At 64.4% G+C, this 24428-nt stretch carries 25 protein-coding genes; 14 read left to right on the top strand and 11 right to left on the bottom strand.

Annotation, left to right across the window (positions count from 1 at the left end; genetic code table 11):
* The first annotated feature begins 2 nt into the window (after positions 1–2).
* The 3 genes from L0F51_RS10290 (at position 3) to L0F51_RS10285 (ending at position 2403) form a co-directional block, all read left to right on the top strand.
* Positions 3–1031, top strand: coding sequence for a peptidoglycan -binding protein (locus L0F51_RS10290; protein ID WP_234629064.1), 1029 nt, complete (start codon positions 3–5; stop codon positions 1029–1031).
* Positions 1032–1068: 37 nt separating this feature from the next.
* Positions 1069–1203, top strand: coding sequence for a hypothetical protein (locus tag L0F51_RS19960; RefSeq protein WP_255701302.1), 135 nt, complete (start codon positions 1069–1071; stop codon positions 1201–1203).
* An 84-nt stretch (positions 1204–1287) separates the two neighbouring features.
* Positions 1288–2403: a Tat pathway signal protein gene (locus L0F51_RS10285; protein WP_234629063.1), complete on the top strand. Its 1116-nt coding sequence runs from the start codon at positions 1288–1290 to the stop codon at positions 2401–2403.
* Positions 2404–2406: 3 nt separating this feature from the next.
* On the opposite strand, the gene L0F51_RS10280 is transcribed toward L0F51_RS10285, so the two are convergent.
* Positions 2407–3216: a DUF2189 domain-containing protein gene (locus L0F51_RS10280; protein WP_234629399.1), complete on the bottom strand. Its 810-nt coding sequence runs from the start codon at positions 3214–3216 to the stop codon at positions 2407–2409.
* Positions 3217–3468: 252 nt separating this feature from the next.
* Between L0F51_RS10280 and efeU the strand changes: the two genes are divergently transcribed.
* The 4 genes from efeU to efeO (L0F51_RS10260) are packed head-to-tail and all read left to right on the top strand — an operon-like array spanning position 3469 to position 7708.
* Positions 3469–4335, top strand: coding sequence for an iron uptake transporter permease EfeU (gene efeU, locus L0F51_RS10275; protein ID WP_128290976.1), 867 nt, complete (start codon positions 3469–3471; stop codon positions 4333–4335).
* Between the two features lie 31 nt (positions 4336–4366).
* On the top strand, positions 4367–5509 hold the full coding sequence (efeO, locus tag L0F51_RS10270; RefSeq protein WP_234629062.1) for an iron uptake system protein EfeO: 1143 nt from the start codon (positions 4367–4369) through the stop codon (positions 5507–5509).
* Position 5510: 1 nt separating this feature from the next.
* Positions 5511–6842: an iron uptake transporter deferrochelatase/peroxidase subunit gene (gene efeB / locus L0F51_RS10265; protein WP_234629061.1), complete on the top strand. Its 1332-nt coding sequence runs from the start codon at positions 5511–5513 to the stop codon at positions 6840–6842.
* A 29-nt stretch (positions 6843–6871) separates the two neighbouring features.
* The gene (efeO, locus tag L0F51_RS10260; RefSeq protein ID WP_234629060.1) at positions 6872–7708 is read left to right on the top strand and encodes an iron uptake system protein EfeO; all 837 of its coding nucleotides are present in this window, start codon (positions 6872–6874) and stop codon (positions 7706–7708) included.
* Positions 7709–7845: 137 nt separating this feature from the next.
* On the opposite strand, the gene L0F51_RS10255 is transcribed toward efeO (L0F51_RS10260), so the two are convergent.
* Positions 7846–9654, bottom strand: a complete 1809-nt coding sequence (locus L0F51_RS10255; protein ID WP_234629059.1) for an ABC transporter transmembrane domain-containing protein — start codon at positions 9652–9654, stop codon at positions 7846–7848.
* 209 nt (positions 9655–9863) lie between these two features.
* Between L0F51_RS10255 and rpmE the strand changes: the two genes are divergently transcribed.
* Complete coding sequence (rpmE, locus tag L0F51_RS10250) at positions 9864–10085, top strand: 50S ribosomal protein L31 (RefSeq protein ID WP_092816464.1); 222 nt, start codon at positions 9864–9866, stop codon at positions 10083–10085.
* Positions 10086–10383: 298 nt separating this feature from the next.
* Here rpmE and L0F51_RS10245 read toward each other — a convergent pair whose 3' ends face one another.
* Together L0F51_RS10245 and L0F51_RS10240 are read right to left on the bottom strand one after the other, a co-directional pair.
* Positions 10384–10908: a DUF1465 family protein gene (locus L0F51_RS10245; RefSeq protein WP_234629058.1), complete on the bottom strand. Its 525-nt coding sequence runs from the start codon at positions 10906–10908 to the stop codon at positions 10384–10386.
* 319 nt (positions 10909–11227) lie between these two features.
* On the bottom strand, positions 11228–11416 hold the full coding sequence (locus tag L0F51_RS10240) for a DUF1192 domain-containing protein (RefSeq protein WP_234629057.1): 189 nt from the start codon (positions 11414–11416) through the stop codon (positions 11228–11230).
* A 139-nt stretch (positions 11417–11555) separates the two neighbouring features.
* On the opposite strand from L0F51_RS10240, the gene L0F51_RS10235 reads away from it, so the two are divergent.
* The 3 genes from L0F51_RS10235 (at position 11556) to L0F51_RS10225 (ending at position 14194) form a co-directional block, all read left to right on the top strand.
* Positions 11556–12560, top strand: coding sequence for an NAD(P)H-quinone oxidoreductase (locus tag L0F51_RS10235; RefSeq protein ID WP_234629056.1), 1005 nt, complete (start codon positions 11556–11558; stop codon positions 12558–12560).
* A gap of 139 nt (positions 12561–12699) precedes the next feature.
* Entirely contained in the window at positions 12700–13386 is a 687-nt protein-coding gene (locus L0F51_RS10230; RefSeq protein WP_092815458.1) for a DUF1013 domain-containing protein, read from the top strand.
* A gap of 46 nt (positions 13387–13432) precedes the next feature.
* Positions 13433–14194 carry a sulfite exporter TauE/SafE family protein gene (locus tag L0F51_RS10225; RefSeq protein ID WP_234629055.1) on the top strand — a complete coding sequence of 254 codons (762 nt, stop codon included), beginning with the start codon at positions 13433–13435 and terminating at the stop codon, positions 14192–14194.
* A 74-nt stretch (positions 14195–14268) separates the two neighbouring features.
* Here the strand turns inward: L0F51_RS10225 and L0F51_RS10220 are convergent, their stop codons facing one another.
* A complete protein-coding gene (locus L0F51_RS10220) occupies positions 14269–15018 on the bottom strand; it encodes a YebC/PmpR family DNA-binding transcriptional regulator (RefSeq protein ID WP_128290984.1) in 750 nt (249 codons plus the stop codon).
* A 348-nt stretch (positions 15019–15366) separates the two neighbouring features.
* Between L0F51_RS10220 and L0F51_RS10215 the strand changes: the two genes are divergently transcribed.
* Positions 15367–15624 carry a YjhX family toxin gene (locus L0F51_RS10215; protein WP_128290985.1) on the top strand — a complete coding sequence of 86 codons (258 nt, stop codon included), beginning with the start codon at positions 15367–15369 and terminating at the stop codon, positions 15622–15624.
* Positions 15625–15757: 133 nt separating this feature from the next.
* Here the strand turns inward: L0F51_RS10215 and L0F51_RS10210 are convergent, their stop codons facing one another.
* The 4 genes from L0F51_RS10210 to L0F51_RS10195 all read right to left on the bottom strand — a co-directional run bounded on the left by L0F51_RS10210 (position 15758) and on the right by L0F51_RS10195 (position 19692).
* Positions 15758–16777, bottom strand: a complete 1020-nt coding sequence (locus L0F51_RS10210) for a histidine kinase dimerization/phosphoacceptor domain -containing protein (protein WP_234629054.1) — start codon at positions 16775–16777, stop codon at positions 15758–15760.
* 24 nt (positions 16778–16801) lie between these two features.
* The gene (locus L0F51_RS10205; protein WP_200170620.1) at positions 16802–17221 is read right to left on the bottom strand and encodes a response regulator; all 420 of its coding nucleotides are present in this window, start codon (positions 17219–17221) and stop codon (positions 16802–16804) included.
* Between the two features lie 39 nt (positions 17222–17260).
* A complete protein-coding gene (locus L0F51_RS10200) occupies positions 17261–18733 on the bottom strand; it encodes an ATP-binding protein (RefSeq protein WP_234629053.1) in 1473 nt (490 codons plus the stop codon).
* Positions 18734–18930: 197 nt separating this feature from the next.
* The gene (locus tag L0F51_RS10195) at positions 18931–19692 is read right to left on the bottom strand and encodes a Crp/Fnr family transcriptional regulator (RefSeq protein ID WP_234629052.1); all 762 of its coding nucleotides are present in this window, start codon (positions 19690–19692) and stop codon (positions 18931–18933) included.
* Between the two features lie 395 nt (positions 19693–20087).
* Here L0F51_RS10195 and L0F51_RS10190 point away from each other — a divergent pair, with 395 nt between their 5' ends.
* Positions 20088–20666: a biliverdin-producing heme oxygenase gene (locus tag L0F51_RS10190; protein WP_234629051.1), complete on the top strand. Its 579-nt coding sequence runs from the start codon at positions 20088–20090 to the stop codon at positions 20664–20666.
* Complete coding sequence (locus L0F51_RS10185) at positions 20659–23208, top strand: HWE histidine kinase domain-containing protein (RefSeq protein WP_234629050.1); 2550 nt, start codon at positions 20659–20661, stop codon at positions 23206–23208. The genes L0F51_RS10190 and L0F51_RS10185 overlap by 8 nt, the downstream gene beginning before the upstream one ends.
* 10 nt (positions 23209–23218) lie before the next feature.
* Here L0F51_RS10185 and L0F51_RS10180 read toward each other — a convergent pair whose 3' ends face one another.
* Both L0F51_RS10180 and L0F51_RS10175 read right to left on the bottom strand, forming a co-directional pair.
* Complete coding sequence (locus L0F51_RS10180) at positions 23219–23740, bottom strand: GNAT family N-acetyltransferase (protein ID WP_234629049.1); 522 nt, start codon at positions 23738–23740, stop codon at positions 23219–23221.
* A 137-nt stretch (positions 23741–23877) separates the two neighbouring features.
* A complete protein-coding gene (locus L0F51_RS10175) occupies positions 23878–24426 on the bottom strand; it encodes an NADPH-dependent FMN reductase (RefSeq protein WP_234629048.1) in 549 nt (182 codons plus the stop codon).
* Positions 24427–24428: the final 2 nt, after the last annotated feature.

Here is a 24428-nt window from a genome sequence, read left to right as displayed (position 1 = left end):
CCATGGCGCTCGCGCGCGCACGGCGCATGCAGCGCACGGATTACTGGCCGGGCTTCGTCGACGCCATGGCGACGCTCTTGCTCGTCTTCGTCTTCCTGCTCACCGTCTTTTTCATCGCGCAGTTCTTCCTCTCCCAGGAAATTTCCGGGCGCGACGAGGTGTTGAACCGCCTCAACGCGCAGATCGCCGAGCTGACCGAGCTTCTGGCGCTGGAGCGCACCGACAATCGCGACATGACGGAGACGATCGCCTCATTGCAGGCGAGCCTTTCGAGCGCCGAAGGCGAGCGCGACCGGCTGCAGGGACTGCTGTCGTCCTCCTCGGGGGCCGCCGGCGAGGCGGAGGAGCGCATCTCCGGGCTCACCAGCGATCTCGCCAACGAAAAGGAAGTGAGCCAGCGCGCCCTGGCGCAGGTCGAGCTTCTCAACCAGCAGCTTTCGGCACTACGCCGGCAGATCGCGGCCTTGGAAGATGCGCTCGAGGCCTCCGAAACGCGCGACCGGCAGAGCCAGACAAAGATCGCCGATCTCGGCCGCCGACTCAACGTGGCGCTCGCCCAGCGCGTGCAGGAGCTGTCGCGCTACCGCTCCGACTTTTTCGGGCGTCTCAGAGAGATCCTTGCCGGGCGCTCCGACATCGAGGTGGTGGGCGACCGCTTCGTGCTGCCCGCCTCCGTGCTCTTCCCGACGGGGACGGACGAGATCACCGATTCCTTCAAGCCCGATCTCAACGAGCTTGCGGACGCCATCAAGGAGCTGGAAGCGGAGATCCCGAAAGAGATCAATTGGGTGATCCGCGTCGACGGCCACACCGACAAACGCCCGGTTTCCGGCACGGGACGCTTCCAGTCGAACTGGGATCTGTCGGCGGCGCGCGCCATTTCGGTCGTGCGCTATCTGATCGACCAGGGGGTTTCGCCGCAGCATCTCGTCGCCGCCGGATTTGGCGAATACCAGCCGCTCGATGAAGGCGAGAGCGAAGATGCCTATCGCAGGAACCGCCGCATCGAGCTGAAGCTGACGGAGCGGTGAGGGCGATCGAGCCTCTCGACCTGGAGGATTGTCACTGATGGCGATCCATTTCGAAAAGGACTTTGGCGGCAGCGCCGAGACCTTGCTTCGCATGCAGGCGGCGCATGAGCTCGCCGAGGCGCGGCTGCGCGACGACGAGATCAAGGCGGAGTGTTTCACTCGGGCGGCCTGAGGCATTCCCGGCTGCTTGACCCGCATCAAGGCTCAGCCGCCTGCTGCCTGCTAGCTTCCGCTGTGAAGCTCACGGAGGCATACGATGCTTTCGAGGCGCAATATCATCGTCGGTTCCGGTGTGGTCCTCGCCGGGGCGGGCCTTAGCTATTCTCTCTGGCCGGGCACCGACCCGGCCTATGCCGCGGCGGCGGACGCCTCGCGGCGGAGGCTCGACGTCGAAGCCGCGGGAGCCGCGTCTGGCGCGGGGGATGGTGAGACATTTTCCGGTCTCATCCGCTATGCGACCCTCGCCGCGAACAGCCACAACACGCAGCCCTGGCTCTTCGGCGTCTCCGGCCGCGAGATCCGCATCGCGCCGGATTTTTCGCGCCGCTGCCCCGCGGTCGACCCCGAGGACAGGCATCTCTTCGCTTCGCTCGGCTGCGCTGCCGAGAATCTCGTGCTGGCAGCCGGCGCGGCGGGCTTTGCCGCGGAGGCGCGCTTCGACGACGACGCGCAGGCGGCCGTCATCTCGCTGACCCCCGCAGCTGCGCATGGCTTGCCGGCGTTCGAGGCCATCCCGCGCCGGCAATCGACCCGCACGCCTTTCGATGCCTCGCCCCTCTCTGCCGAAGAGCTTCACGCCCTGGAGGGGGCGATCGACCGGCCCGGCGTGCGCACGCGGTTCCTGACCGCCCGAACCGAGCTCGACGAACTGAAAGACTTCGTCGTCTGGGGCAACACGGCGCAATGCGGGGACGCGGCCTTCGTCGAAGAGCTTCGGAGTTGGGTGCGCTTCAACGAGAGCGATGCGGTGCGCCGGCTGGACGGGCTCTTTGCCGGCGTCTCGGGCAATCCGGTGACGCCGCGCTGGCTCGGGCGAGCGATCTTTCCTTATGTCTTCACCGCCGCAGCGGAGAACCCGAAATATGTCGCCCAGATCGACGGGGCGGCCGGTGCGCTCGTTCTTTTCGCAGAGAAGAACGATGCGGCTGGCCTCTTCGCGGTCGGGCGCGCCGCGCAGCGCTTCATGCTGGAGGCGGAGGCGCGCGACATCCGCACGAGCTTCGTCAACCAGCCGGTGGAGGTCGCCTCGGTGCGGCACGCCTTCGCGTCCTGGCTCGGCGAGGGGCTGAGACCGGCGCTCGTCCTCCGTTTCGGCCGGGGTGCCAAAGTGCCGATGTCGCTCAGAAGACCCGCCGCCGCTGTGACGATGTGAGGCTCAGGCCGTCGCCGGCCCTCCCATCCTGGAGCCGACGACCTTTTCGAAGAGATGCCAGGTGGCGTGGCCGAGCACCGGCAGGACGATAAAGAGGCCGAGGAAGGTCGGCGCGAGCGCCAGGAGGGTGAGCGCGCCAACAATGACGCCCCAGGCGAGCATCGGTCCCGGGTTCTTGCGCACCGCCTTGAAGCTCACGATCATCGCCGAGACGAAGTCGAGCTCTCGGTCGAGGAGGAGCGGCATGGCGATCACCGTCGACGAGAAGAGGACGAGTGCCAGAAAGGCCCCCACCGCTGTGCCGACGAGGAGAAAACCCAGCCCCTCCGGCGTCGTCGTGACGACGGCGAAAAAGTCGGCAAGGCTCGAAAAGCTCTTGAAGCCGAGGAAGAGGGCGAGGAGCAGTCGCACCTGATAGATCCAGATCCAGAAGATGAAGAGGATGACGAAGGCCATCCAGCTCATCTGCCGCTGGCGCTGGCGGGAGACGGTCGTCAGCACGCGCCGCCATCCCGGCCTCTCGCCGCGGGCGCGGCAGCGGCTCACCTCGTAGAGCCCGGCGGCCACGAAAGGACCCAGCAAGGGAAAGCCGACGCCGAAGGGCAGGATCATCCAGGGCATGTCGAGAGCGATGAGGAGGCCGAGGACGACGAAGCCGCCGGCCACGAAAATCGCCGCAAAGAACAGGCCGTAGAGAGGTTCGGCGAGGAAATCCGCGAACCCGTCTTTGAGCGCGACCTTGAGATCGGCAAAGCCGATCTCGCGGACATCCGGCATGCGCGGCGCCTCGGCCGCGCGCGGCTCTCCCGTCATCGTCACAGCGTCCCTCCCAGGACCGTATGGACTTTTCTCAGCGGCCGTTCCGGCTCGTCTTGTTGAAAAATCTAGAGCGGTTCGCGTTTTGACGGAAGCTCTTGTGTCACGTAGCGGATGGGCGAGGCGGCGGAGAAAAGCGCCCAAAGACTGCGACGGCGGCGCGTTTTGAAGGCTGTCGTTTCGAAATTTAATTATTGCATTTCAAAGTCAGATTTTTTAGCTGTGCCCGTGATCTTCCAAAGGACGGGTATGCTCGCTTCCTTCCTCATCATGCTGCGCGAGGGCCTCGAAGCCGCTCTGGTGACCGGCATCATCGCGACTTATCTGCGTCAGACGGGGCGTTCCGCATGGATGCCGCTCGTCTGGGTCGGGATTTTTCTCGCCGTCGCCCTGTCGCTTTTCGTCGGCGCCGCCCTGCAATGGGTGAGCGCGGAATTCCCGCAGAAATATCAGGAGCTGTTCGAGGCCTGCGTCGGTCTCGTCGCCGTCGTCATCCTCACCTCGATGGTCTTCTGGATGCGCAAGGCGGCGCGCTCCATCAAAGCGGAATTGCACGATTCCATCGATGCGGCGCTGTCCGCGCCCAAAGGTGCGGCCTGGGCGCTGATCGCCATGGTCTTCTTCGCGGTGGCGCGGGAAGGCCTTGAATCGATCTTCTTCCTGCTCGCCATTTTTCAGCAGAGTTCCGGCCCCGGCGTGCCGCTTGCAGCGCTTGCCGGCGTGCTCGTCTCCGTCGCGGCGGGCTTTGCGATCTACGTGGGCGGGCTCCGGCTCAATCTGCGCCGCTTCTTCCGCTGGACAGGCGTCTTCATCCTCTTCGTCGCCGCCGGCATCCTGGCGAGCGCGCTCGGCAATCTGCACGAGGCGGGGCTGTGGAACGAGCTGCAGACGCCGGCCTACGACCTCAGCCGCGTTCTGCCGGTCTCCAGCGTCGTCGGCACCATCCTGTCGGGCATCCTCGGCTATCAGGAGAGCCCGAGCGTCGGCGAGATCCTTCTCTATGTCCTCTTCCTCGGCGTGAGCCTCTTCTTCTTCCTGAAGCCTGCACGGCCGGGGAAAGAGGCGAGCGTCTACGCGCCGAGCCCAACCGCGGAGCGTCCCAATGCCGGCGCCTGAGCCTCAGCCCAAAACGCCTCGTTCGGGGCTCATGACCCTTGCCATCGCCGGTGCCGCGCTTCTCGCGATCGCCGGCGGCGCGGCCTTCTATTATGCGAGCCAGCATGCCGCGGGGCAGGCAGACACGACCGATCAGTTCCGCGTCGCCGTCAGCGCCACGGCCTGCGAGCCGAACGAAATCACGGTGCCCGGCGGCAAGCGCTCGTTTGAGATCCTCAACACGTCGGAACGGCCGATCGAATGGGAAATCCTCGACGGCGTCATGGTCGTGGCGGAGCGCGAGAACATCGCGCCCGGCTTCAAGCAGACGCTGACGGCGCAGCTTCGCCCGGGCGATTACGAGATCACCTGCGGCCTTCTCTCCAATCCGCGCGGCATTCTGCATGTGACGGAATCGGAAGAGGCGCGGACGGCCGCGAGCACCGTCGGCCTCAGAAATTTCCTTGGGCCCTTGTCGGAATACAAGGTCTACCTCGTGCAGCAGGGGATGGCCGCCGTGTCCGCCAGCGAGGCGCTCGCCGAGGCGATCAAGGCCGGCAACCTGCAGGAGGCACAGGATCTGTGGGTGAAGGCGCGGCTTCCCTATAAGCGCGTGGAGCCGGTCGCCTACCGCCTGTCGGATCTCGAAAACGCCATCGATCCGGTCGCGGATTATCTGGAAAAGCGCGAGGCCGACCCGGCGTTCACCGGCTTCCATCGTCTCGAATACGGGCTCTTCTCCGAGGAGACGACGGAGGGGCTGGCGCCGGTTGCGGACGAACTTGTCGCGAATATGGGCGAACTCAAATCCCGTCTCGGCAAGCTCAAGCTCGACCCGGCGCTTTTGATGGCGATCCCGGGCGACATGGCGCGACAGCTTTCGGGCGGGAAGATCAAGGCCGGCGAGGACCATTACGCCCATACCGACCTTGCCGATTTCGCCGCGAATTTCGAGGGCATCGCCAAGATCACGGGGCTTTTGCAATCCGTCGTGGAGCCCGTCGATCCGGCTCTCGAGAAGGAGATCGACGCGAAGCTGAAGGCGGTGGAGACGAAACTCTCGGAGCTTTCCGGGCCGGATGGCTACCCGTCCTACGACAGCGTCGACGAGGCCGCGCGCACCTCGCTTTCTGAGGCTTTCCAGGACCTCGCCGACGTCCTCGACCGGCTCGACCAGGTGATCGGAGTGAGCTGAGATGACAGACAGGATCAAGGACAACACGGCGCGTTTGGGCTTCGGCTGCCCGTTTGCAAGCCGCCGCCAGGTGCTCTTCGGGCTCGGGGGTGCGGGCAGCGCGCTCGCCTTCGGAGCGGTCCCGGCACTGGCCGAAGAGGGCGACGGGCATCAGGTCACCGATGCGCCGACGGGTCTCAACAGCACGTCGGAACGGGTGCCGTTCTACGGCAAGCATCAGGCGGGGGTCGTCACGCCGCGACCGGCGACCGGCATCATGGCGGCTTTCGATGTCGTCGCACGCACGCCGGACGACCTGGAGACGATGCTGCGCAAGCTGACGGAGCGCATCGTCTTCCTGACCCAGGGCGGCGAGGTGCCGGAGCTCGATCCGAAGCTGCCGCCGCCGGATTCCGGAATTCTGGGGCCGGTGGTGGCTCCGGACAATCTGACCATCACCGTCGGTCTCGGCGCCTCTTTGTTTGAACGGCGGGAGTTCTTGACGCCCCTGAAGCCGCGGACGCTTCAGCGGATGACGCAATTCCCGAACGACGCGCTCGATGCGGAGCGCTGTCACGGGGATCTCTCGCTGCAGTTCTGCGCCAATCTGCAGGACACCAACATCCACGCGCTGCGCGATATCGTGAAGAACCTGCCCGAATATCTGGTGCTGCGCTGGATGCAGGAAGGCGATGTTCCGGTCATTCCGCCAAAGCCCGACGGGGAGACGGAAAGCGCGCGCAATTTCCTCGGCTTTCGCGACGGCTCCGCCAATCCGGATTCCAACGATCGCGACCTCATGCAGAAGGTCGTGTGGGTCGGCGAGGGCGATGACGAGCCGCAATGGGCCCATGGCGGCAGCTATCAGGCGGTGCGCATCATCCGCAATTTCGTCGAGCGCTGGGACCGCACGCCGCTCAAGGAGCAGGAAGAGATATTCGGGCGCAAGAAGGACAGCGGCGCGCCCTTCGGCGGGACGCGCGAAAGCGACGTGCCAGATTATACGCGCGATCCGCAGGGCGAGCTGACGCCGCTCGATTCCCATATCCGGCTCGCCAATCCGCGCACGCCGGAGGCCGACGACAATCTCATCCTGCGGCGGCCGTTCAATTATTCGAACGGCGTCACGAAGTCCGGCCAGCTCGACCAGGGGCTCCTGTTCATCGCCTATCAGGCGGATCTGGAGAAGGGCTTCATCGCCGTCCAGACGAAGCTCAATGGCGAGCCGCTGGAGGAATACATCAAGCCCGTCGGCGGCGGGTACTTCTTCGTCCTGCCCGGGGTCACAAGCCCCGATCGCTATCTCGGACAGGACCTCATCGAAGCGGCTTCGACCGCCGATACGCCGATCTGAATTCACCCAGGGAAAGGAAAGATACCCTTATGAACTTCACCCGACATCTGCGCGCAGGCGCCCTGGCATTCGCCCTCAGCACCACGGCTCTCCCCGGGGCCATGGCGCAAGACGCCTCCCTCGACCTCGTTGAGCCGCTCGCCCAATACAAGATCTACGTGGCCGAAAACACCGCAGAGCTGGTGAAGGATACCGAGGCCTTCGTCAAAGCGATCAAGGACGGCGACGTGGAGAAGGCGAAGGAGCTCTTCGCGCCGACGCGCACGAGCTACGAGGCCGTGGAGCCGATCGCCGAGCTCTTCTCCGATCTCGACGTCTCGATCGATGCCCGCGCCGACGATTACGAAAAGGGCGAAGAGGATCCGACCTTCACCGGCTTCCACCGCCTCGAATACGGGCTGTGGGAAGAGGGCTCCACGGAAGGTCTCGGTGAATATGCCGACCAGCTCATGGAAGACGTGAAGGAGCTCAACAGCCGCATCAACGAGCTGACCTTCCCGCCGGAAGTGGTCGTCGGCGGTGCGGCGGCGCTCATGGAAGAGGTTGCCGCGACGAAAATCTCGGGCGAGGAAGACCGTTACAGCCGCACCGATCTGTGGGATTTCAAGGCGAATTTCGACGGCGCCTACAAGATCTTCGATCTCTTGAAGCCGGTCCTGGAAGAGAAGGATTCGGAGGAGTTCCTCAAGACGGTGCAGGGCAATTTCGACGACGTCTATGAGGTGCTCGAAGAGTACGAGACCGACGAGGGCGGCTACGTCTCCTACACCAAGCTCAGCGACGAAGATCGCAATCTCCTCTCCACCAAGGTGAATACGCTGGCGGAAGATCTTTCCACGCTGCGCGGCAAGCTCGGCCTCGGCTGAGCCCCCCTGCGGAGAGTGGGAAAGGCCGTCTTCTCCGACGGCAGCTCACAACACGCGTGAAACAGGAAGCCCCGCTGCGGTTGGTCCGCAGCGGGGCTTTTTCGATGCGTGGTTCGGAAGCGGCGTGACGCGCCGTTCTATTCGGCGGCGGCAGATTCCGGTTCGCGGCCACCGTCGTTGAACTGCAGCTCGGCGAGGCGTGCATAAAGACCGCTCTTGGAAATGAGCGCCTGATGCGTGCCTTCCTCGACGAGCGCGCCGTTCTCCATCACCAGGATGCGGTCGGCATTGCGCACGGTCGCGAGCCTGTGGGCGATGACGAGGCTGGTGCGATCCTTCATCAGCGTTTCGAGGGCGGCCTGGACGGCGACCTCGCTCTCCGCGTCGAGCGAACTCGTCGCCTCGTCGAGGAGAAGGATCGGCGCATCCTTCAAAAGCGCACGGGCAATGGCGATGCGCTGCTTCTGGCCGCCCGAAAGGGTGATGCCGCGCTCTCCGAGCACCGTGTCGTAACCTTCCGGAAGCGCGCGGATGAACTCGTCGGCGTTGGCGGCCTTGGCGGCTGCCTCGACGTCCTCGCGGCTTGCCGTCTCGTTGCCGAAGCGGATGTTGTCGAGGGCGGTCGCGGCAAAGATCGCCACGTCCTGCGGCACGAGCGCGATGCGGCGGCGGACCTCTTCCGGGTCCGCCTTGGTGATGGGGACGCCATCGACCATGACCGAGCCCGTCTGCGGGTCGTAAAAGCGCATGAGGAGCGCGAAGACCGTCGATTTGCCGGCGCCCGAAGGTCCGACGATCGCCACCCGTTCGCCGGCCCGGATGTCGAAGGCGATATTGTGGAGAACCGGGCCTGAGCCTTGCGGATAGGCGAAGGAGACGTCGTCGAAGCGCACCTCGCCGCGGGCCGGGGTGGGCAGGGCCACAGGATTTTGCGGCTTCTTGATTTCGGGTTTCGTCTCCAGAAGCTCGACGATCCGCTCGGTGGCGCCGGCGGCCTGGCTGATCTCGCCCCAGACCTGGCCGATCTCACCGAGGCCGGCGGCCGCAAACACCGAATAGAGCACGAACTGGCTGAGGCGACCGCCCGTCATGGTGCCGTCGACGACCGCCTGCGCGCCCCACCAAAGGACGACGACGACGCTTGCAAAGACGATGAAGATGGCAAAGGCGGTGAGGGCCGCACGCGCCGCCGTGGCGCTGCGGGCGGCCTGAAAGGCATCCTCGATGCGCACGCCGAAATAACGCCGCGCCGGGGTCTCCTGATTGAAGGCCTGGACCGTGCGGACGCCCGAAATCGCTTCCGAGGCATAGGCGGAGGCCTCCGCCAGGCGATCCTGGGCGAAGCGCGAACGTTGGCGCACGCGCCGCCCGAACCACAGGATGGGCACGACGATGAAGGGGATCGCCGCGAGCACCAGAGCCGACAGGCCCGGGCTCGTCACCACCATCATCACGACCGAGCCGAGGAACATCATGATGTTTCTGAGCGCGACGGAGGCGGCGAAGCTGATCGCGGCGCGGATCTGCGTCGTGTCGGCGGTGAGGCGCGACAAAATCTCGCCGGAGCGCGCCGTGTCGTAGAAGCCTGCCGAAAGCTGCATCATCCGCGTGAAGAGACCGTCGCGCAGGTCTGCGACGATCCGCTCACCGAGCGTGGTGACGAGGTAGAAGCGCGCGGCGCTCGCACCGGCGAGGACCGCCACCACCACGAGCAGCATGGTGAAGTAACTGTCGATGAAGCCGACGTTGTCGGCGGAGAAGCCGAAATCGACGACACGCCTCACCGCCATCGGGATCGCGAGCGTTGCCAGTGTCGCAAGGATCAGCGCCGCAAGCGTTGCTGCGACACGTCCGCGATATCTGGCGAAATAGGGGACAAGCGCCTTGAGAGGGCGCAACGACGAGCGGCCGGCCTTGCGGGGCCTTTTAGAAGAGCGATCGGTCATTTGGTTTTGCAGGGAGCACGATTGGACATGTGGTGCAAGGGTTGCTGCACGGACTTGATAGCGCATGCCGGCTTCTGTATATCGCCGACGACAATTGCCTTTCTGCGCGGTGAAAGCCGCGGCGTGACGATGGGCGCAGCGACGAAGGGCACGGGCCTTGGGCGAGAGCGCCGAAGGCTGGCGGTCCGCTCCAACCGACGAGACGAGACATGAAGAAAGACATCCATCCGGATTATCATCCGGTCAAGGTCGTGATGACCGACGGCACGGAATACTGGACCCGTTCGACCTATGGTGAGGATGGTGCCTCGCTGCAGCTCGATATCGATCCTTCGACGCATCCGGCCTGGACCGGCGGCGGCCAGCACCTCATCGACCGCGGCGGTCGCCTGTCGCGCTTCAAGAACAAGTACGCCGGCTTCCTCGGCTAAGTCGCGTTGGCCGCTCCGTAAGGGCCCGCTCCGAAAGGGGCGGCAAGGCGCGGCAGCCGCAAAACGCCGCCTGCGTTCGTTGAACGTCAGAATCGAAAAGGCCGCTCCGAAGGGGCGGCCTTTTTTGCTGGCGCGATTTTTATCTGCGGCATCTTTGTCGGCGGCATCTTCGTAGGCAGCGTCGGCGAAGGGAGCCGGCAATGCCGATATGCGAGCCGAAACTGCGCCCTGGCGAGGGGCGTCGTTTCGCGGGGCGTCGTTCCGCGGGGCGGCTCGAGCGTGCTTTGCCGTGCAGGCGTCAGCCGACACGTTTCTCGAAGGCGTCCTGAAGGGCTGCAAGCTGACTTGCCACCGGGCTCGGCGCTTCCTCCAGGGTCGAACGACCATCGTCGAAAAGCGCCGCGTCGATCATCTGCACCCGCTTCTGCAGGGACACGGAGCGGTCGATCAGCGCCTTGAACCCTTCCGGAAGCTCGTCCCAGCCGGGACCGCGCATGGCGGTCAGCGCCTGATCGAGGCGGATCTTGTGCTTTTCTTCCGCCGCCTGGTCGAGCGTCATCTCACCTTCGTTTACCGCGCGATGCAGGAGGAGCCAGGAGGCGAGCTGCATCAGCCGCGTGGTGAGACGCATGGATTCCGTTGCATAGACGATGGACGCGGGACGATTGAGCCCGGACGCGGCGGCCCGCCCGTCCCCATCGAGATAGGCTGCCGTCTCCTCGACGAGCTGCATGCCCGCCTGGAACAATTCGCTGAATGTCTGCGAATGCGCATATGCGCGCCCGAAAGACAGTGGCTCTTCGCGGCTACCCGTTTGACGCATGGACTTGATCCCTTTTGGCTATTCAAAGCCGAGGGCCGCGCCTCGGCAAGTGCGGGAGCCGGGTTCTCCACCGGCTTCTCGATCGTGGAGCCAGTTCGACACCCCGACGAGGCCGAATTCAAACGGATTGTAATCAAATAGTAAAGATTGCGACGCGGCCTAAAAAAAGAGCCGCTGGGCGGCTCTTAGGCTGATACAGGGAGGCGTCAAACAGAGTGAACAGGATCACTCAGATCCAAACCTGATTGGATGGTGTCATTAGAAATTAGAAAGGTTAATCCGCGGTTAAGCGGGGAACGACAAGCCGAACGATCGGCCCTCAGCGCTTGAAAACTGCGTCTGCTGCGGCGCGTCCCCCCTGCTTGCGCGTCAGCTCCTGTCGGATGCGCCCAATCTCGGCCTCGCAAAGCGCGATGCGTTCTTCGAGCTCGTGTTCTGAAAGGAGCGAGAGGTCTTCCCCCACCGTATGGACCGGCTTTTTCACCGGCCTGTCGTCGTCTGCAAACATCGTCGCCCATCTGGTTTCGGCCTTTGGCGCGAAGGATAACGCTGCATCCGCTGGCTGTCAGCGTTTCATTGTCGACGCTTCACCCATTCAAAATCCGACTTTCCCGCACTAGGTTGAACTCAGATTGTGGGGAGGATGCATGAACATTCCGCAGACGATGGAAGCCGTTGCCATCACCGAGCCGGGCGGGCCGGAGGTGCTGGCGCTCGAAGAGCGCGCCGTGCCGCAGCCGGGAGAAGGCGAGCTTCTCGTCAAGGTCGCGGCGGCAGGCATCAACCGGCCGGACGTCCTGCAGCGGCTCGGCCGCTATCCCGTGCCGAAGGGGGCTTCCGATATTCCGGGGCTCGAAATCTCCGGTCACGTGGTGGCGGCAGGCGAGGGCGCGGAACGCTTCAGCGTCGGCGATGCGGTGGTGGCGCTACTGCCCGGCGGGGGCTACGCCGAATATGCGACGGTGGCGGAGACGAACGCTCTGCCGCTGCCGCAAGGCCTGTCGCTCATCGAAGGCGCGGCCTTGCCGGAAACGACTTTTACCGTCTGGCACAATGTCTTCGAGCGCGGCTCGCTCAGGCCCGGCGAGACGCTTCTCGTTCATGGCGGCACGTCGGGCATCGGCACGACGGCGATCCAGCTCGCCAAGGCCTTCAACGCCCATGTGCTGGTAACGGCGGGATCGGATGAACGCTGCGAGGCGGCCAGGCGCATCGGCGCCGACCGGGCGATCAATTACAACAGCGAAGATTTCGTCGAGGTGGTGCGCGAGTTTACCGGCGGCGATGGCGCTGACGTCATCCTCGACATGGTCGGCGGCAGCTATACGCAGCGCAATTTGCAGGCGGCGGCGGTCGACGGACGGGTCGTGCAGATCGCGTTTCTCAAAGGGCAGCGCGTGGAGCTCGATCTCGCGCTGATCATGCAGAAACGGCTCATCCTGACGGGCTCGACCTTGCGGCCGCAATCGGTGGAAGCGAAGGCCGAACTCGCGCGCATGCTGGAGGAAACGGTGTGGCCGGCGATCGCGGCTGGACGCTACACGCCGGTCATTCACGCGGTGGTGCCATTTGCCGATGTCGTGGAAGCGCACCAGATGATTGATGCTGAACATGTCGGCAAGATCGTCTTGAAAGTCGATCCGCGCGCATAGCTTTGCGACCTCAAGCTTATCGCAACGGCGCATTGCGTGCTTCGCCGGGTGCCCGTATATGTCGGGCAACTTCCCGTCCACCGACGTGAATCACGCTCTGCCGGAGACCCTCCGGCAGAGAACACAGGAGGATCATGCCATGGCGTCAACGCCTCTGATGCCGAAAGCGACCGCCGTATGGCTGGTCGACAATACTTCGCTCACCTTCGAGCAGATCGCACATTTCTGCCGGCTGCACCCTCTCGAAGTCAAAGCGATCGCCGATGGTGACGCCGCCCAGGGTATCAAAGGGATCGATCCGGTGATCGGCGGACAGCTGGCGCGCGATGAGATCGAAAAGGCCGAGCGCGATCCGACCTATCGGATGAAAATCCTGGTCTCCAAAGTGCGCGTGCCGGAGACGAAGCGGCGCGGCCCGCGCTATACGCCCGTTTCCAAGCGGCAGGACCGGCCGAACGCCATTTTGTGGCTGGTGCGCAACCATCCGGAACTGAAGGATTCGCAGATCATCCGTCTCGTCGGCACGACGAAGCCGACGATCGAGGCGATCCGCGAGCGCACGCATTGGAACTCGGCGAACCTGCAGCCGGCCGATCCCGTCACGCTCGGCCTGTGCTCGCAGCTCGAACTCGACCTCGAAGTCCGCAAAGCGGCGAAAAACGCCCCGGCCGTGGAAGAAGAGGGCGCACGCCTTCTGTCCGCGGAAGAGACGACGCGCCGTCCGCAGCCTTCCGAAAGCGATACCGGACACGAGCGCGAGCCCGACATCGATCCGGATTCGGTTTTCGCCAAGCTCAAGAATTTGAAGTCGAGCGACGTCACCTGATCTCGCGTGAGCTCAGTTGTGAGCAGCTGAGTTTTCGGGAGGGCTTGTGGAGAAGTTTCTGACGGTGGCGGGTGATCCCGCCACCCTTTCTTTGACCCTGGTGGTGCTCGTTGCCGGCACCGTCAGAGGCTTTGCCGGGTTCGGCGCCGGCCTCGTCTTCGTCCCCTTTGCAGGATCTCTGATCGGACCTCGCGCCGCGGTCATCGTCTTGTGGGCGATCGATTCCCTGCCGACGCTTCCCATCCTCATTCCAGCTTTGCGGGTGTGCAATTACCGCTCCGTCCTGCCGGCGGCAGGCGGTGTTGCGCTGTGCGCGCCCTTCGGCGCCTATCTCCTTGCGACAGCCGATCCGCTCGTCTTGCGCTGGGGCATGTCGGGGGTGGTTCTCGCGCTCGTCGTCCTGCTCGGCTCCGGCCTGCGCTTCACCGGGCCACGGCGCCCCGCCTCCGCCTTCGGCGTCGGCATGCTGTCGGGGGTTCTCGGCGGTGCGACGCAGCTCTCCGGGCCGCCGGTCGTCGTCTATTGGATGAGCGGGCACGAGGCGGCGGCGGAAATTCGCGCCAATCTCATCGTCTTCTTCGCGCTGTCGACGGTGATCACGGGGCTGTCGTTCTGGGCGAACGGCATCTTCAGCGAAGACGCGCTGATCCGCGCAGCGATCGCCGCGCCCGTCTATTTCGTCGCGCTCATTCTCGGACAGAAGATGTTCGGCTTTGCCTCCGAAAAAGTGTTCCGGAGGGTGGCGCTCGGCCTCATCGTCGCCGCCGCCATCATGGCTTCGCCCGCCTTCGACGGGGTGCTGCGGTAAGCGTGCGATGCAGCCGGCCGGATGCCGGCTGCCGATTTTGGCGCGGTCTTTCCGAAGCCGCGCTTCTCCGATGCTCAGGCGGCGGAGAGCCGCTCCATGACATCGGCATCGACGTCGAAGTTCGCATAGACGTTCTGCACGTCGTCGTCGTCTTCGAGCGTGGCGATGAGCTTCATCAGCGTACCGGCCTTTTCTTCGTCGACCGGCGTCAGGGTCTGCGGCTTCCAGATGGCGCGCACGGATTCCGCATCGCCGAGCGTTTCGGCCAGCGCGGAGGAGACGTCGCCCAGATCCTCGAACTCGGTGAGGATGGTGTGGCCTTCCTCGTCGCTTTCGACGTCGCTCGCGCCGGCTTCGATCGCGGCTTCGAGCACCTTCTCCGGGTCGCCGGCAGAGGCCGGGTAATAAATCTCGCCGACACGCTCGAACATGAAGGCGACGGAGCCGGTTTCACCGAGCGAGCCGCCGTTCTTGGCGAAATAGGAGCGCACCGCGCCGGCCGTGCGGTTGCGGTTGTCGGTCATCGCCTCGACGATGAAGGCGACGCCGCCCGGGCCATAGCCCTCGTAACGGATCTCTTCGTAATTGTCGCCGTCGCCGCCGGTCGCCTTCTGGATCGCACGCTCGATGTTGTCCTTCGGCATCGACTGCGCCTTGGCATTCTGCACGGCCAGGCGCAGGCGCGGATTCGAATTCGGATCGGGGTCGCCGACCTTGGCGGCGACGGTGATCTCCTTCGACAATTTGGAGAACAGCTTGGAGCGGGCCGCATCCTGGCGGCCCTTGCGGTGCATGATGTTCTTGAACTGTGAATGGCCCGCCATTGCGGTTTTACCTGCGTCTTGTCGTGAATGTCTCTGGGGAACGGAGGATATAATGGGGAGTGGCGAAGGCGTCTAGGTGGGGAAGGAGACGATCGACTGTCGCCGCGCCGCATTTTGCGCCTGCGGCATAGCGGTCACTTGCCGCAATTGATGCCTGTGAGTAGGTGCTGAGGCAACGCGCGGGGTTTTGCCGCGCGATGGAGCCTTGATGCTGGAGATTGTCAGAGCCCTCTGAGGCTCCCCTGGACGTTTATCCAGGTGGAGACGCGAAGCGGCAGAACGAACGGGCGCGGCCTGAGGGCGGCGTGCGCGCTCTGCCCCGTGCTTTCTCCGATCCAGGCATTTTCCATGAATATCTCGAAGTTCGAGCAGCGCGTGTTGCACGCGCTCGCTCAGGGCGGACGCATCCGTCATGAACGAAGCGGTGGTCGCAAGATCACCCACGTCACCTGTTTCACCCGCGACGGTTTCGTGCTCTCCGATTGCACCTTGCCGGTCTTTTCCCGGCTTCTGTCGAAGGGGCTGATCGAATCGCGCGGCGGCGCGCCCTATCAGATCTCTGAACGGGGCCGCCGCAGCGTGCGGGCACAGCTCGACAATCGGTGAAGACCCACGGGCGGTGAAGACCCACGGGCGGTGAAGACCCACGGGCGGTGAAGACACGCGGGCGGTGAAAAACCGTGGGCGGTGAAAAACCGTGGGCGGTGAAAAAAATCGGCCGGCGAGGCGCTCTCCAGCGCTACGCCGTTTTGACCAGCAGAATGCGGGTCGGTGGCCCGCCTTCATAAGACATCTCGGCATTCAGGCTCCTCGCCATGGCGGTGACGAGCTTGGTGCCGAGACCCGTGCCGGTGGGAGTCGCTGCGCCGTTGAAGCCTTTGCCGTCGTCCTCGACGCTGAGGCGGAAGCCGCCCGGCAGGGTCGTGAGGTCGACGCGGATGTCGCCGTCCTCTTCCTCTCCGTAGGCGTATTTGCAGGCATTGGAGACGAGCTCGTTGACGACGACGCCCAGCGAGACGGCCTGATCGGTGGTGAGGCGCAGCCCGTCGGTGGTGAGATGGACGCGCCGCGCCGCGGTCTCGCTCGACCAGGTCTCTTCCAGGCCGGCGGTGAGCGCGCTCAGATAATCGCCCATGTCGACGCTGTTGATGTCCTGCGAGGTGTAGAGCCGGCGATGCACCTGGCCGATCGCATAAACGCGCTGCTGGGTGTCCTTGAGCGCGATCTTCGCCTCTTCCGCCTCGACGGCGTTGGCCTGCATCTGGATGAAGGAAGAGACGATCTGAAGCGAATTGGCGACGCGGTGGTTGGCCTCGCGCAGAAGCGCCGAGAGGCGCTCATTGGAGGCTTTGAGCGCGTGCTCCGCCTCATGCTGGGCCGCGACCAGACGCTGATGTTCGAGCGTCGTCGCGAAGGAGGAGGCCAGAAGGTCGAAGAACTCTTCGCCGACCGTCTTCACCACGTAATCGCGCGCGCCAGCCTTGAGGGCGGCGACGGCGACGGAGCTCTCCTCCGAACCGGTGACATAGACGACCGGGGGAGGCGAGGGCAGCGCGTTGATGAGAGGAAGCGCGTCGAGCCCCGTCTTGCCGGGCATGTAATGGTCGATGGCGACGAGATCGAACCTGTCTTTCTCAAGAAGGGCGAGGCCTTCGTCGGCACTTCCGGCGGTGGTGAGTTCGTAACCTCGGCGGGCAAGCGCGCGGCGCGTCAGGCGCCGCAGCCCCTCGTCGTCGTCGATATAAAGAATGCGCGGCATTTCATCCGGTCTTCAAGGGGTAAATCAGGCTTCGATTTCGGGTTCGGGAACCTGGATAACCGAAATGAACAGGCCGAGCTGACGGATCGCCTGGGCGAAGGATTCGTACTCGACGGGCTTGGTGATATAGACGTTGGCGCCAAGATCGTAGCAGCGCTCGATCTCCATCTTGTCGTCGGTGGTCGTCAAAACCACGACGGGCGTGCGTCGGAGCGGGCTCGTTTCCTCCTTCATCCTTTTCAGGATGTCGGTGCCGCTCATGTCGGGCAGGTTGAGATCGAGAAGCACGAGCGCGGGGCCGTTGTGGGTCGGACCCTCGGGGCTGTTGAAGAGGAATTCGACGGCGGCCGTTCCCTCGACAAAATGCAGCACCGGGTTGTTCACACCGGCGCGCCGGATGTTCTTTTCGATGAGACGCGCATGCCCCTCATCGTCTTCGATCATGATGATGGTGACCGGTTGATGGCTCGACACGACGGGTTCCTACGCTTTCTGCAATTCTGGCGGCATTGAAAGGCGGAAGGTTGCGCCTTCGTCAAGCTTCGAATCGCACTCGATCATTCCACCCAGGCGGTAGGCCAAAGCACGGACATGTGCGAGCCCGATGCCTTCGCCCGGCTGATCCTGCGATCCGGAACGGCGGAAGAGGTCGAAGATGCGCTCGTGATCCTTCGGATCGATGCCGCGTCCGTTGTCCTGGACCTCGATGATGATGCGCCCGGATTGCTGGCGGCCCCGCACCTTGATGAGACCGGGGCGGCCGGGCTTCAGGTATTTGACGCTGTTTTCCACGAGATTGGAGATGATCTGCTCGATGGCGAGGCGATCGGTCACCAATGTCGGTATCGGCTCGATGCGGATCTCGGCGTCGAGCTCCTGCAGGCGGTGCTGCAGCGTGTCGGCGATGCCGGAGACGAGGCCGTTCATGTCGATCTTCTCCGGCGACAGAACCCGGCGCCCGGCCCGTGACAGATGCAGGATGGCATTGATGAGGCGGTCCATCTTCTGCGTCGACGAGCGGATGAAGCCGATGGCCTCGGGAAGATCCTCCTCGATCGTCTGCCGCACCTCTTCGGTGACGAGATCGGGCGCCTCTTCGCGGGCTTTTGCGATGAGCTCGGTGAGCGGCTTGACGGCCACCTCCAACTCGCTGGTGAAGCCCATGACGTTGACGAGCGGCGAGCGCAGATCGTGGGAGACGATGTAGGCGAAGCGCTGGATCTCGTCGTTCGCCCGCTGCAATTCCGCCGTGCGCTCGCCGACAGCCGATTCCAGGTCTTCGTTGAGAAGCTGCAGGCGCTCGCCGGCAGTCGTCAGGGCATGAACGTTGCGGCGGGTCGCCCAGATCGTGCCGCCTGCGAGGGCTATGAAAACGATGCCCGACAGCGCCAGGACGACATAAGAGAGCTGCACGTTGCGGAATTGGCGGGCGCGCCGCTCGACGAGGAGAGCTTCTTCCGCCTGCAGCATCTCGGCGGCTGCGGCGCGGGCCCGGCGAATGACGGCGATGTCGTCGTCATCGAACGTCGTCGTGCCGGCCGCAGCGTCCGCCCTCTGGCGGCGGTTTTGCAGCGTGTCGCGGGCATAGGCGAGGTGCGAGGCGACGAGCTGGCGCAGTTGCGCGAGGCGTTTCTGCTGGTCGGTGTTGTCGGTGATACGGCCTTCCACCGCATCCATGCGGGTCTCGATTTCGCCGGCGAGTTGTTCGAAGGCGTTGGCGAAACGCTCGTCCGCCGAGAGAAGATAGCCGCGCCGTGCCGTCTCAGAGCGTTCGAGCGCAGCCCCGAGCTCGGCAAGGCTTGCGGCGACTTCCTGCGTGTGCACCACCCATTCCGCACTGACCTGGGTCTGGCGCAGCACGACCAGAAAGCTGACGCCTGCGGCAAGCAGCACGAGAAAGCCGCCGACGATTGCAGCCAAGATGAAGCGGCTGATGCGCCGTTCCGAATTTTTCATGGTTCTGGGTCACCCGGCAGGAAGAGAAGAGGCCATAGCCCGCTTGCAGGCGCGGCTCAATCGGTGGGAGGGACGCCGGCTAAATTGATCGCCTGATCTGTCGAGCGGCGGCCGGCGACGGATCGACTGACCGGGGTTCGGCCTCTCGTCGCCGTTTTCGGCGCGTTGGCCAAGGCGCACGGCGAGGCCCGTCGCCCTCAATTGGCCTCCTGGTCGGGCTCCGGATAGACGTCTTTGAGAACGGCGTCGAAATGATGTTTGACGGCATCGTTGCACTTGCACGAGCGCGCATGGAGTGCGGAATGATCGCGCACGAGCAGCGAGCCGCGCTGCGTTTCCAGAATGCCTTCCGCCTTGAAGGTCTGCATGACGCGGCTCGTATAGGAGCGCCCGACGCCGAGCATGCGGGCGAGCTGCTCATGCGTCAGCGGAACGATGTGGTCGCCTGTCCGCTCCATCGTCGCGACGATCCATTTCGCCGCCCGCTGGTCGACGGAATGAATGGCGTTGCAGGTGATCGACTGCAGCATCTGTGCGACCAGGCAATCGGCGTAGCGCGCAAAGAGGTGCCGTACCGCCCGCGATTTCTGCTTCGCCGCCTCGAGCTCCGAGAGTTTCAGGCCGACGAACGGGCCTTCGAATTTCACGATGATGCGTGAGAATGCGGGGAGGCGACCGGCGCTGACGATGCCGCCGACGGCGCCTTCGCGGCCGATCAGAATGGTCTCGGTGTCTTCGCCGTCCTCGTTGGCGACGAGAAACGAGGCGAGCGCCGGTCCGCACGGAAAGTAGACGATGTCGACGTTATCGCCCGGATTGTACATGACATGGTCGCTGTGGCGGTGCAGCAGCTGGAAATGCGGCGCGAGAAGGGCGTAGTCTTCGTCCTTCAGCACCTTCAGGAGATTGTTGAGAGGGCGCGTCTCCGCCGAAGTCTCCCGGGCAGGATCGTGTAACATTGGCGCTCGTCCCGCGCGTGTCGTCAGTTGCCCGCTTTTATGTGCGGTAGTGAACACAGCGCAACCCATGATCTGTGGCGATTGTGCCGCACTCCGTCGCATCCGGAGGCGAGCTTGTCGCCTCGTTGCGCAGGGTTGTCGCTCCCGCAGGAGGCTCGGGGGAATGTCGGAAGCCGGCAAAAGGCCGGTTTTTCGCGCCCTTTGCGGGTAAATCGGTATCCTTCCCCTCCCTTGTGTTCACAAGTGAACAGACAGCGGCGCGGAGTTCGTGCTTGCTAGCTGCCCAGAGCTGGCCGAATTCGTGCGTCAGATTCGCTCCGCCCACCGCATCTGGGCGTAACAGCCAGTGGCACGTGATGCGGTTGCACCCGACCGTTCGTTAGGAAATTCTTTCATTGAGGTCTGTCCGCGCTCTTCTGCACGCCGCTACGGCCGAGCTTCATGCCGAGGTCGAAGCGCGTCTCAATCCGATGCTCGTTCAAGGCGAGACGGGGTATGCTTCGTTTCTGCGCGCGAATGCGGCTGCGATCCTGCCCGTCGAAGAGACGCTGGAGGGGGCCGGCATCGAGGCGCTGCTTCCCGACTGGGACGAACGCCGGCGGAGTGCGGCGCTTCTCGACGACATCCAGATTCTTGGGGCGGAGCGCCCGCAACCCGTTTCTGCGCCTGAGATGCATGGCGAAGCCTTCATGCTGGGGGCGGTCTATGTGCTGGAAGGCTCGCGCCTCGGCGCGAAGATCCTGACACGAGACATCCTTGCCGATGCAGGCCCGCGGATGAAGGTGGCCTCACGGTTTCTTCGTCACGGCGAAGGCCGGAAATTGTGGCCGAGCTTCGTCGAAAGACTGGAGGAATCGGCCGCCGTGCACGACGCGCCGGACGAGGCCGTGAAGGGCGCCGAAGCCGTCTTTGCGCTTTTCGATGCAGCAGCGGAGAGCGTTGCAAAGGCCGACCGGGTGCCCGGCCATGTCTGATCCGACCCAATTCGAAGTCGATCTGACGAATTGCGATCGCGAGCCGATCCATCTTCTCGGGGCGGTACAGCCGTTCGGATTCCTCGTGGCCGTGTCGCGCTCGAGCTGGGTGGTGACGCGCGTCTCGCGCAACGCGGCGGAGTGGCTCGGACGTCCGGGCGAGGACCTCGTCGGTCTGCCCATCGACCAGGTCTTTCTCGGTCAGGCCGTGCACACGATCCGCAACAATCTGCAGGGCGCGGTGATGGGCGAGACGGTGGCGCGCGCCTTCGGCGTGACGGTCACGGAAGCGGGCCTCGTCTGCGACATGGCGGTGCATCTCTCCGGCGACGAGGTGGTGGTGGAGTGCGAACGCTCCGTGGCCGAGCCCGCCGCCAATGCAGCCGCCATGGTGCGGGGCATGGTGGCGCGACTGCAGCGCACGGACGATCTCCGGAACTTCTACCGCATCGCCGCGCGCGAAATGCAGGCTCTGACCGGCTTCGACCGGGTGATGATCTACCGTTTCGATCATGACGGGTCGGGCGAGGTGATCGCGGAATCGGCGCGTTCCGGCATCGGCTCGTTTCTCGGCCTGCATTATCCGTCGACCGACATTCCGCGCCAGGCGCGCATTCTCTACGAAAAGAACTGGCTGCGGATCATCCCGGATATCTCGGCGGAACCCTCGCCCGTCGAGCCGGCGCTCGATCGCGACGGTGAGCCGCTCGATCTGTCGATGAGCATTCTGCGCAGCGTGTCGCCCATCCATATCGAATATCTGCAGAATATGGGCGTCGATGCCTCCATGTCGGTGTCGATCCTGCGCGAAGGCCGGCTGTGGGGTTTGTTCGCCTGCCATCATTACGCGCCGCATCACGTCACCTTCGAGCGGCGGACGGCGGCGGAACTCTTCGGCCAGATGTTTTCGCTTCTGGTGGAAAACCGCGAGCGCCAGACCGAATCCGAATACGAGGAGCGCTCCAGCAAGCTGCACAATCAGCTCGTTGCCGTGATGGCGACCGAAGCGACGCGGTTTGAGAGCATCGTCGATCATCTCGACGAGATCGCCGACCTTCTCGTCTGCGACGGCATCGGCCTGTGGGTGGAGGGGCGCGCCACGTTGCGGGGCCTGACGCCAAATGAAGACGACTTTGCCGGGCTTGCGGCGCATCTGCGCGACAGGGGCGTGAACGAGGTCTGCGCCGAGCACGAGATCGGGGCGAAATACGAACCTGCACGGCGCTTTGCCGATCGCGCCGCCGGTATGCTCGTCGTGCCGCTGTCTCGGGAGCCGGGCGATTATCTCGTCTTCTTCCGCAAAGAGGTGACGCGCAGCGTCAATTGGGCGGGCAATCCGGAGAAGCCGGTGAACATCGGGCCGCTCGGGGCCCGGCTCACGCCGCGCAAGAGCTTCGAGATCTGGAAGGAGACCGTGAGCGGGCAGTCGCTGCCGTGGTCGCCCGTGGAGGAGAGGATCGCCGAAGGCCTGCGCGTCAGCCTTCTGGAAGTCATCCTGCAGCTCTCCAATCTGACGGAGGCGGAGCGGCGCCGCGCGCAGGAGCGGCAAAAGCTCCTCATCGCCGAACTCAACCATCGCGTCCGCAATATCCTGAGCCTCATTCGCGGCGTCATCAACCAGAGCAAGGACGCGACCAGCATCGAAGCTTTTACCGACGTCGTCGGTGGACGCATCCAGGCTTTGGCGCGTGCGCACGACCAGATCACCTCGGACGATTGGAGCCCGGCTTCATTCCGCAATCTGGTGACGACGGAGGCGGGCGCCTATCTCGGCGGCAAGGCCGACCGGGTCGTGCTGACGGGCTCCGACGTGCTCGTGCAGCCGGAGGCGTTCACGACCGTCGCCCTCGTCATCCACGAGCTCATCACCAATTCGGCGAAATATGGCGCGCTGTCGGACAGCCGCGGCCAGATCGACATCATGACCGATTTCGATACGCTCGGCCGGCTCACCATCAACTGGGGCGAGCGCGGCGGCCCGCCGGTCAAGCCACCGAGGCGTTACGGCTTCGGCTCCACGGTGATCGAGCAGTCGATCGTGCACGACCTCGGCGGCGAGGCGAAGGTCGATTACGAGCTGACCGGCCTCAAGGCGCGCTTCGTCATTCCGCCCAAACATTTCCAACGCAGCGAGATCGTCGTGGACACAGTGAAAGAGGCCGTCAGGGCCAACGAGGGGGAGATCGCCCTTCCGATGGACGTTCTCGTCGTCGAAGACAACATGATCATCGCGCTCGACACCGAACAGATGCTTCTGTCGCTCGGTGTCGGAAATGTCCGCACCGCGAGCGGCGTGCGGGATGCGCTGAAGGAGATCGAGCGTCAGGCGCCGGAATTCGCGCTTCTCGACGTCAATCTCGGCGCGGAGACGAGCCTCGAAATCGCCGAACGGCTGGCGGAGATGGATGTGCCGTTTGCATTTGCGACCGGCTACGGCGAGCAGGCGGCACTGCCCGCGCCTTTCGACGCCACGCACAAAGTGCGCAAGCCTTATAGCGCGCAGTCGCTGCAGGAGGCGATGGTCGGCGCCGAGCGGGCGTAGCCCGAGCGTCCTACGAGGTCGCCTGGAAGGCCTCGTCGAAGATGATCTCGCCGGCCGGCAGAGTGTCGGTGAAGGGAAGGGCGAGCAGGTTTTCCGGCGGCACGCCCGGCATTTTGAGCTCTGCAAACGTCTCGAAGCTGAAGCGTTCGTAATAGGCGGGATCGCCGACGAGCACGCAGCCCTCGCTGCCGAGCGCACGGAGCTTCGTCAGGCCCACTTCCATGAGCACCGACCCGACGCCCTTTCTCTGCACCTCCGGGAGGACGGCGATCGGGCCGAGCCCGTGCCAGCCCGTTCTGGCCTGACCGTCGTCGCCGACAAGGGTCACGGGCGAGAAGGCGGCCTGGCCGATGATGCGGCCATCGGCTTCCGCGACGAGCGCGATCGTCGCCGTGCCGCGCGTCCATAGAGCTTCGATGAGAAAGGCTTCGGTGCCATCGGAGTGCGGATTTTGCAGGAAGGCCCGGCGAACCAGTTCCTTGACGGCCGGGCGGTCCGCCTCCTTTTGATCCCGGATCTGCAGCTCGCTCATCGTCCTCATCCGCCAGCCCGCGCTCGGGGCAGATAAAGGCAATTATTTCAAGGCGCAAGCGAGGCGGGAGGCCGCGGCAGAGAGGGCGGCAGAGAGGTCTCGAGGGAGCGCCCTCAGGCGCCCCCTCTGTGCGGGTGTCAGGCTGCAATCATGGCTTGCAGGCGCTTCAGACCATCGCGGGCGAAATCGAGGATGGCGGGATCGACGAGACGACCGTCGCGCACCCTGTCTCCGACATTGCCGATGACGATCTGCGGCCCGCCGACGAGCCGGCATTCGGCGGCGTGGAGCGTCTCGTTGAGCTGTGCCTGCGCCCTGACACCGCCCGTGAAGGCGGGTGAGGCAGAGACGACCAGAACCGGCTTGCCCATGAGAGAGGACGAACCGCGCGGGCGGGAGGCCCAATCGAGGGCATTCTTCAAGACGCCCGGAATGCCGTGATTGTATTCCGGCGTGGCGATGACGAGGCCATCGCTTGCCGCGACCGCCTGACGGAATTCGCGCACCGCCTCCGGCGCGTCGTCGCCATCGAGATCGGCATTGTAGAGCGGCAGATCGACATGGCCGATCTGAAGTTCGACCGTGCCATCATTGTCCGCCGCGAGGCCCTGCAGAACGGCGCGGGAATAGCTCTCGCGGCGAAGGCTCCCCGGCAGGCCGAGGAGTTTCGTTTTCGTGGCCGACATCG

Source organism: Afifella sp. H1R, assembly GCF_021462425.1.
GTDB lineage: Bacteria > Pseudomonadota > Alphaproteobacteria > Rhizobiales > Afifellaceae > Afifella > Afifella aestuarii.
This window is presented reverse-complemented; position numbering and strand designations above follow the sequence as displayed.

Coding starts and splice junctions, on each gene's coding strand:
- L0F51_RS10290 (WP_234629064.1), top strand. CDS start 3: ATGGCGCTCGCGCGCGCACGGCGCATGCAGCGCACGGATTACTGGCCG.
- L0F51_RS19960 (WP_255701302.1), top strand. CDS start 1,069: ATGGCGATCCATTTCGAAAAGGACTTTGGCGGCAGCGCCGAGACCTTG.
- L0F51_RS10285 (WP_234629063.1), top strand. CDS start 1,288: ATGCTTTCGAGGCGCAATATCATCGTCGGTTCCGGTGTGGTCCTCGCC.
- L0F51_RS10280 (WP_234629399.1), bottom strand. CDS start 3,216: ATGACGGGAGAGCCGCGCGCGGCCGAGGCGCCGCGCATGCCGGATGTC.
- efeU (WP_128290976.1), top strand. CDS start 3,469: ATGCTCGCTTCCTTCCTCATCATGCTGCGCGAGGGCCTCGAAGCCGCT.
- efeO (WP_234629062.1), top strand. CDS start 4,367: ATGACCCTTGCCATCGCCGGTGCCGCGCTTCTCGCGATCGCCGGCGGC.
- efeB (WP_234629061.1), top strand. CDS start 5,511: ATGACAGACAGGATCAAGGACAACACGGCGCGTTTGGGCTTCGGCTGC.
- efeO (WP_234629060.1), top strand. CDS start 6,872: ATGAACTTCACCCGACATCTGCGCGCAGGCGCCCTGGCATTCGCCCTC.
- L0F51_RS10255 (WP_234629059.1), bottom strand. CDS start 9,654: ATGACCGATCGCTCTTCTAAAAGGCCCCGCAAGGCCGGCCGCTCGTCG.
- rpmE (WP_092816464.1), top strand. CDS start 9,864: ATGAAGAAAGACATCCATCCGGATTATCATCCGGTCAAGGTCGTGATG.
- L0F51_RS10245 (WP_234629058.1), bottom strand. CDS start 10,908: ATGCGTCAAACGGGTAGCCGCGAAGAGCCACTGTCTTTCGGGCGCGCA.
- L0F51_RS10240 (WP_234629057.1), bottom strand. CDS start 11,416: ATGTTTGCAGACGACGACAGGCCGGTGAAAAAGCCGGTCCATACGGTG.
- L0F51_RS10235 (WP_234629056.1), top strand. CDS start 11,556: ATGAACATTCCGCAGACGATGGAAGCCGTTGCCATCACCGAGCCGGGC.
- L0F51_RS10230 (WP_092815458.1), top strand. CDS start 12,700: ATGGCGTCAACGCCTCTGATGCCGAAAGCGACCGCCGTATGGCTGGTC.
- L0F51_RS10220 (WP_128290984.1), bottom strand. CDS start 15,018: ATGGCGGGCCATTCACAGTTCAAGAACATCATGCACCGCAAGGGCCGC.
- L0F51_RS10215 (WP_128290985.1), top strand. CDS start 15,367: ATGAATATCTCGAAGTTCGAGCAGCGCGTGTTGCACGCGCTCGCTCAG.
- L0F51_RS10210 (WP_234629054.1), bottom strand. CDS start 16,777: ATGCCGCGCATTCTTTATATCGACGACGACGAGGGGCTGCGGCGCCTG.
- L0F51_RS10205 (WP_200170620.1), bottom strand. CDS start 17,221: ATGATCGAAGACGATGAGGGGCATGCGCGTCTCATCGAAAAGAACATC.
- L0F51_RS10200 (WP_234629053.1), bottom strand. CDS start 18,733: ATGAAAAATTCGGAACGGCGCATCAGCCGCTTCATCTTGGCTGCAATC.
- L0F51_RS10195 (WP_234629052.1), bottom strand. CDS start 19,692: ATGTTACACGATCCTGCCCGGGAGACTTCGGCGGAGACGCGCCCTCTC.
- L0F51_RS10185 (WP_234629050.1), top strand. CDS start 20,659: ATGTCTGATCCGACCCAATTCGAAGTCGATCTGACGAATTGCGATCGC.
- L0F51_RS10180 (WP_234629049.1), bottom strand. CDS start 23,740: ATGAGCGAGCTGCAGATCCGGGATCAAAAGGAGGCGGACCGCCCGGCC.
- L0F51_RS10175 (WP_234629048.1), bottom strand. CDS start 24,426: ATGTCGGCCACGAAAACGAAACTCCTCGGCCTGCCGGGGAGCCTTCGC.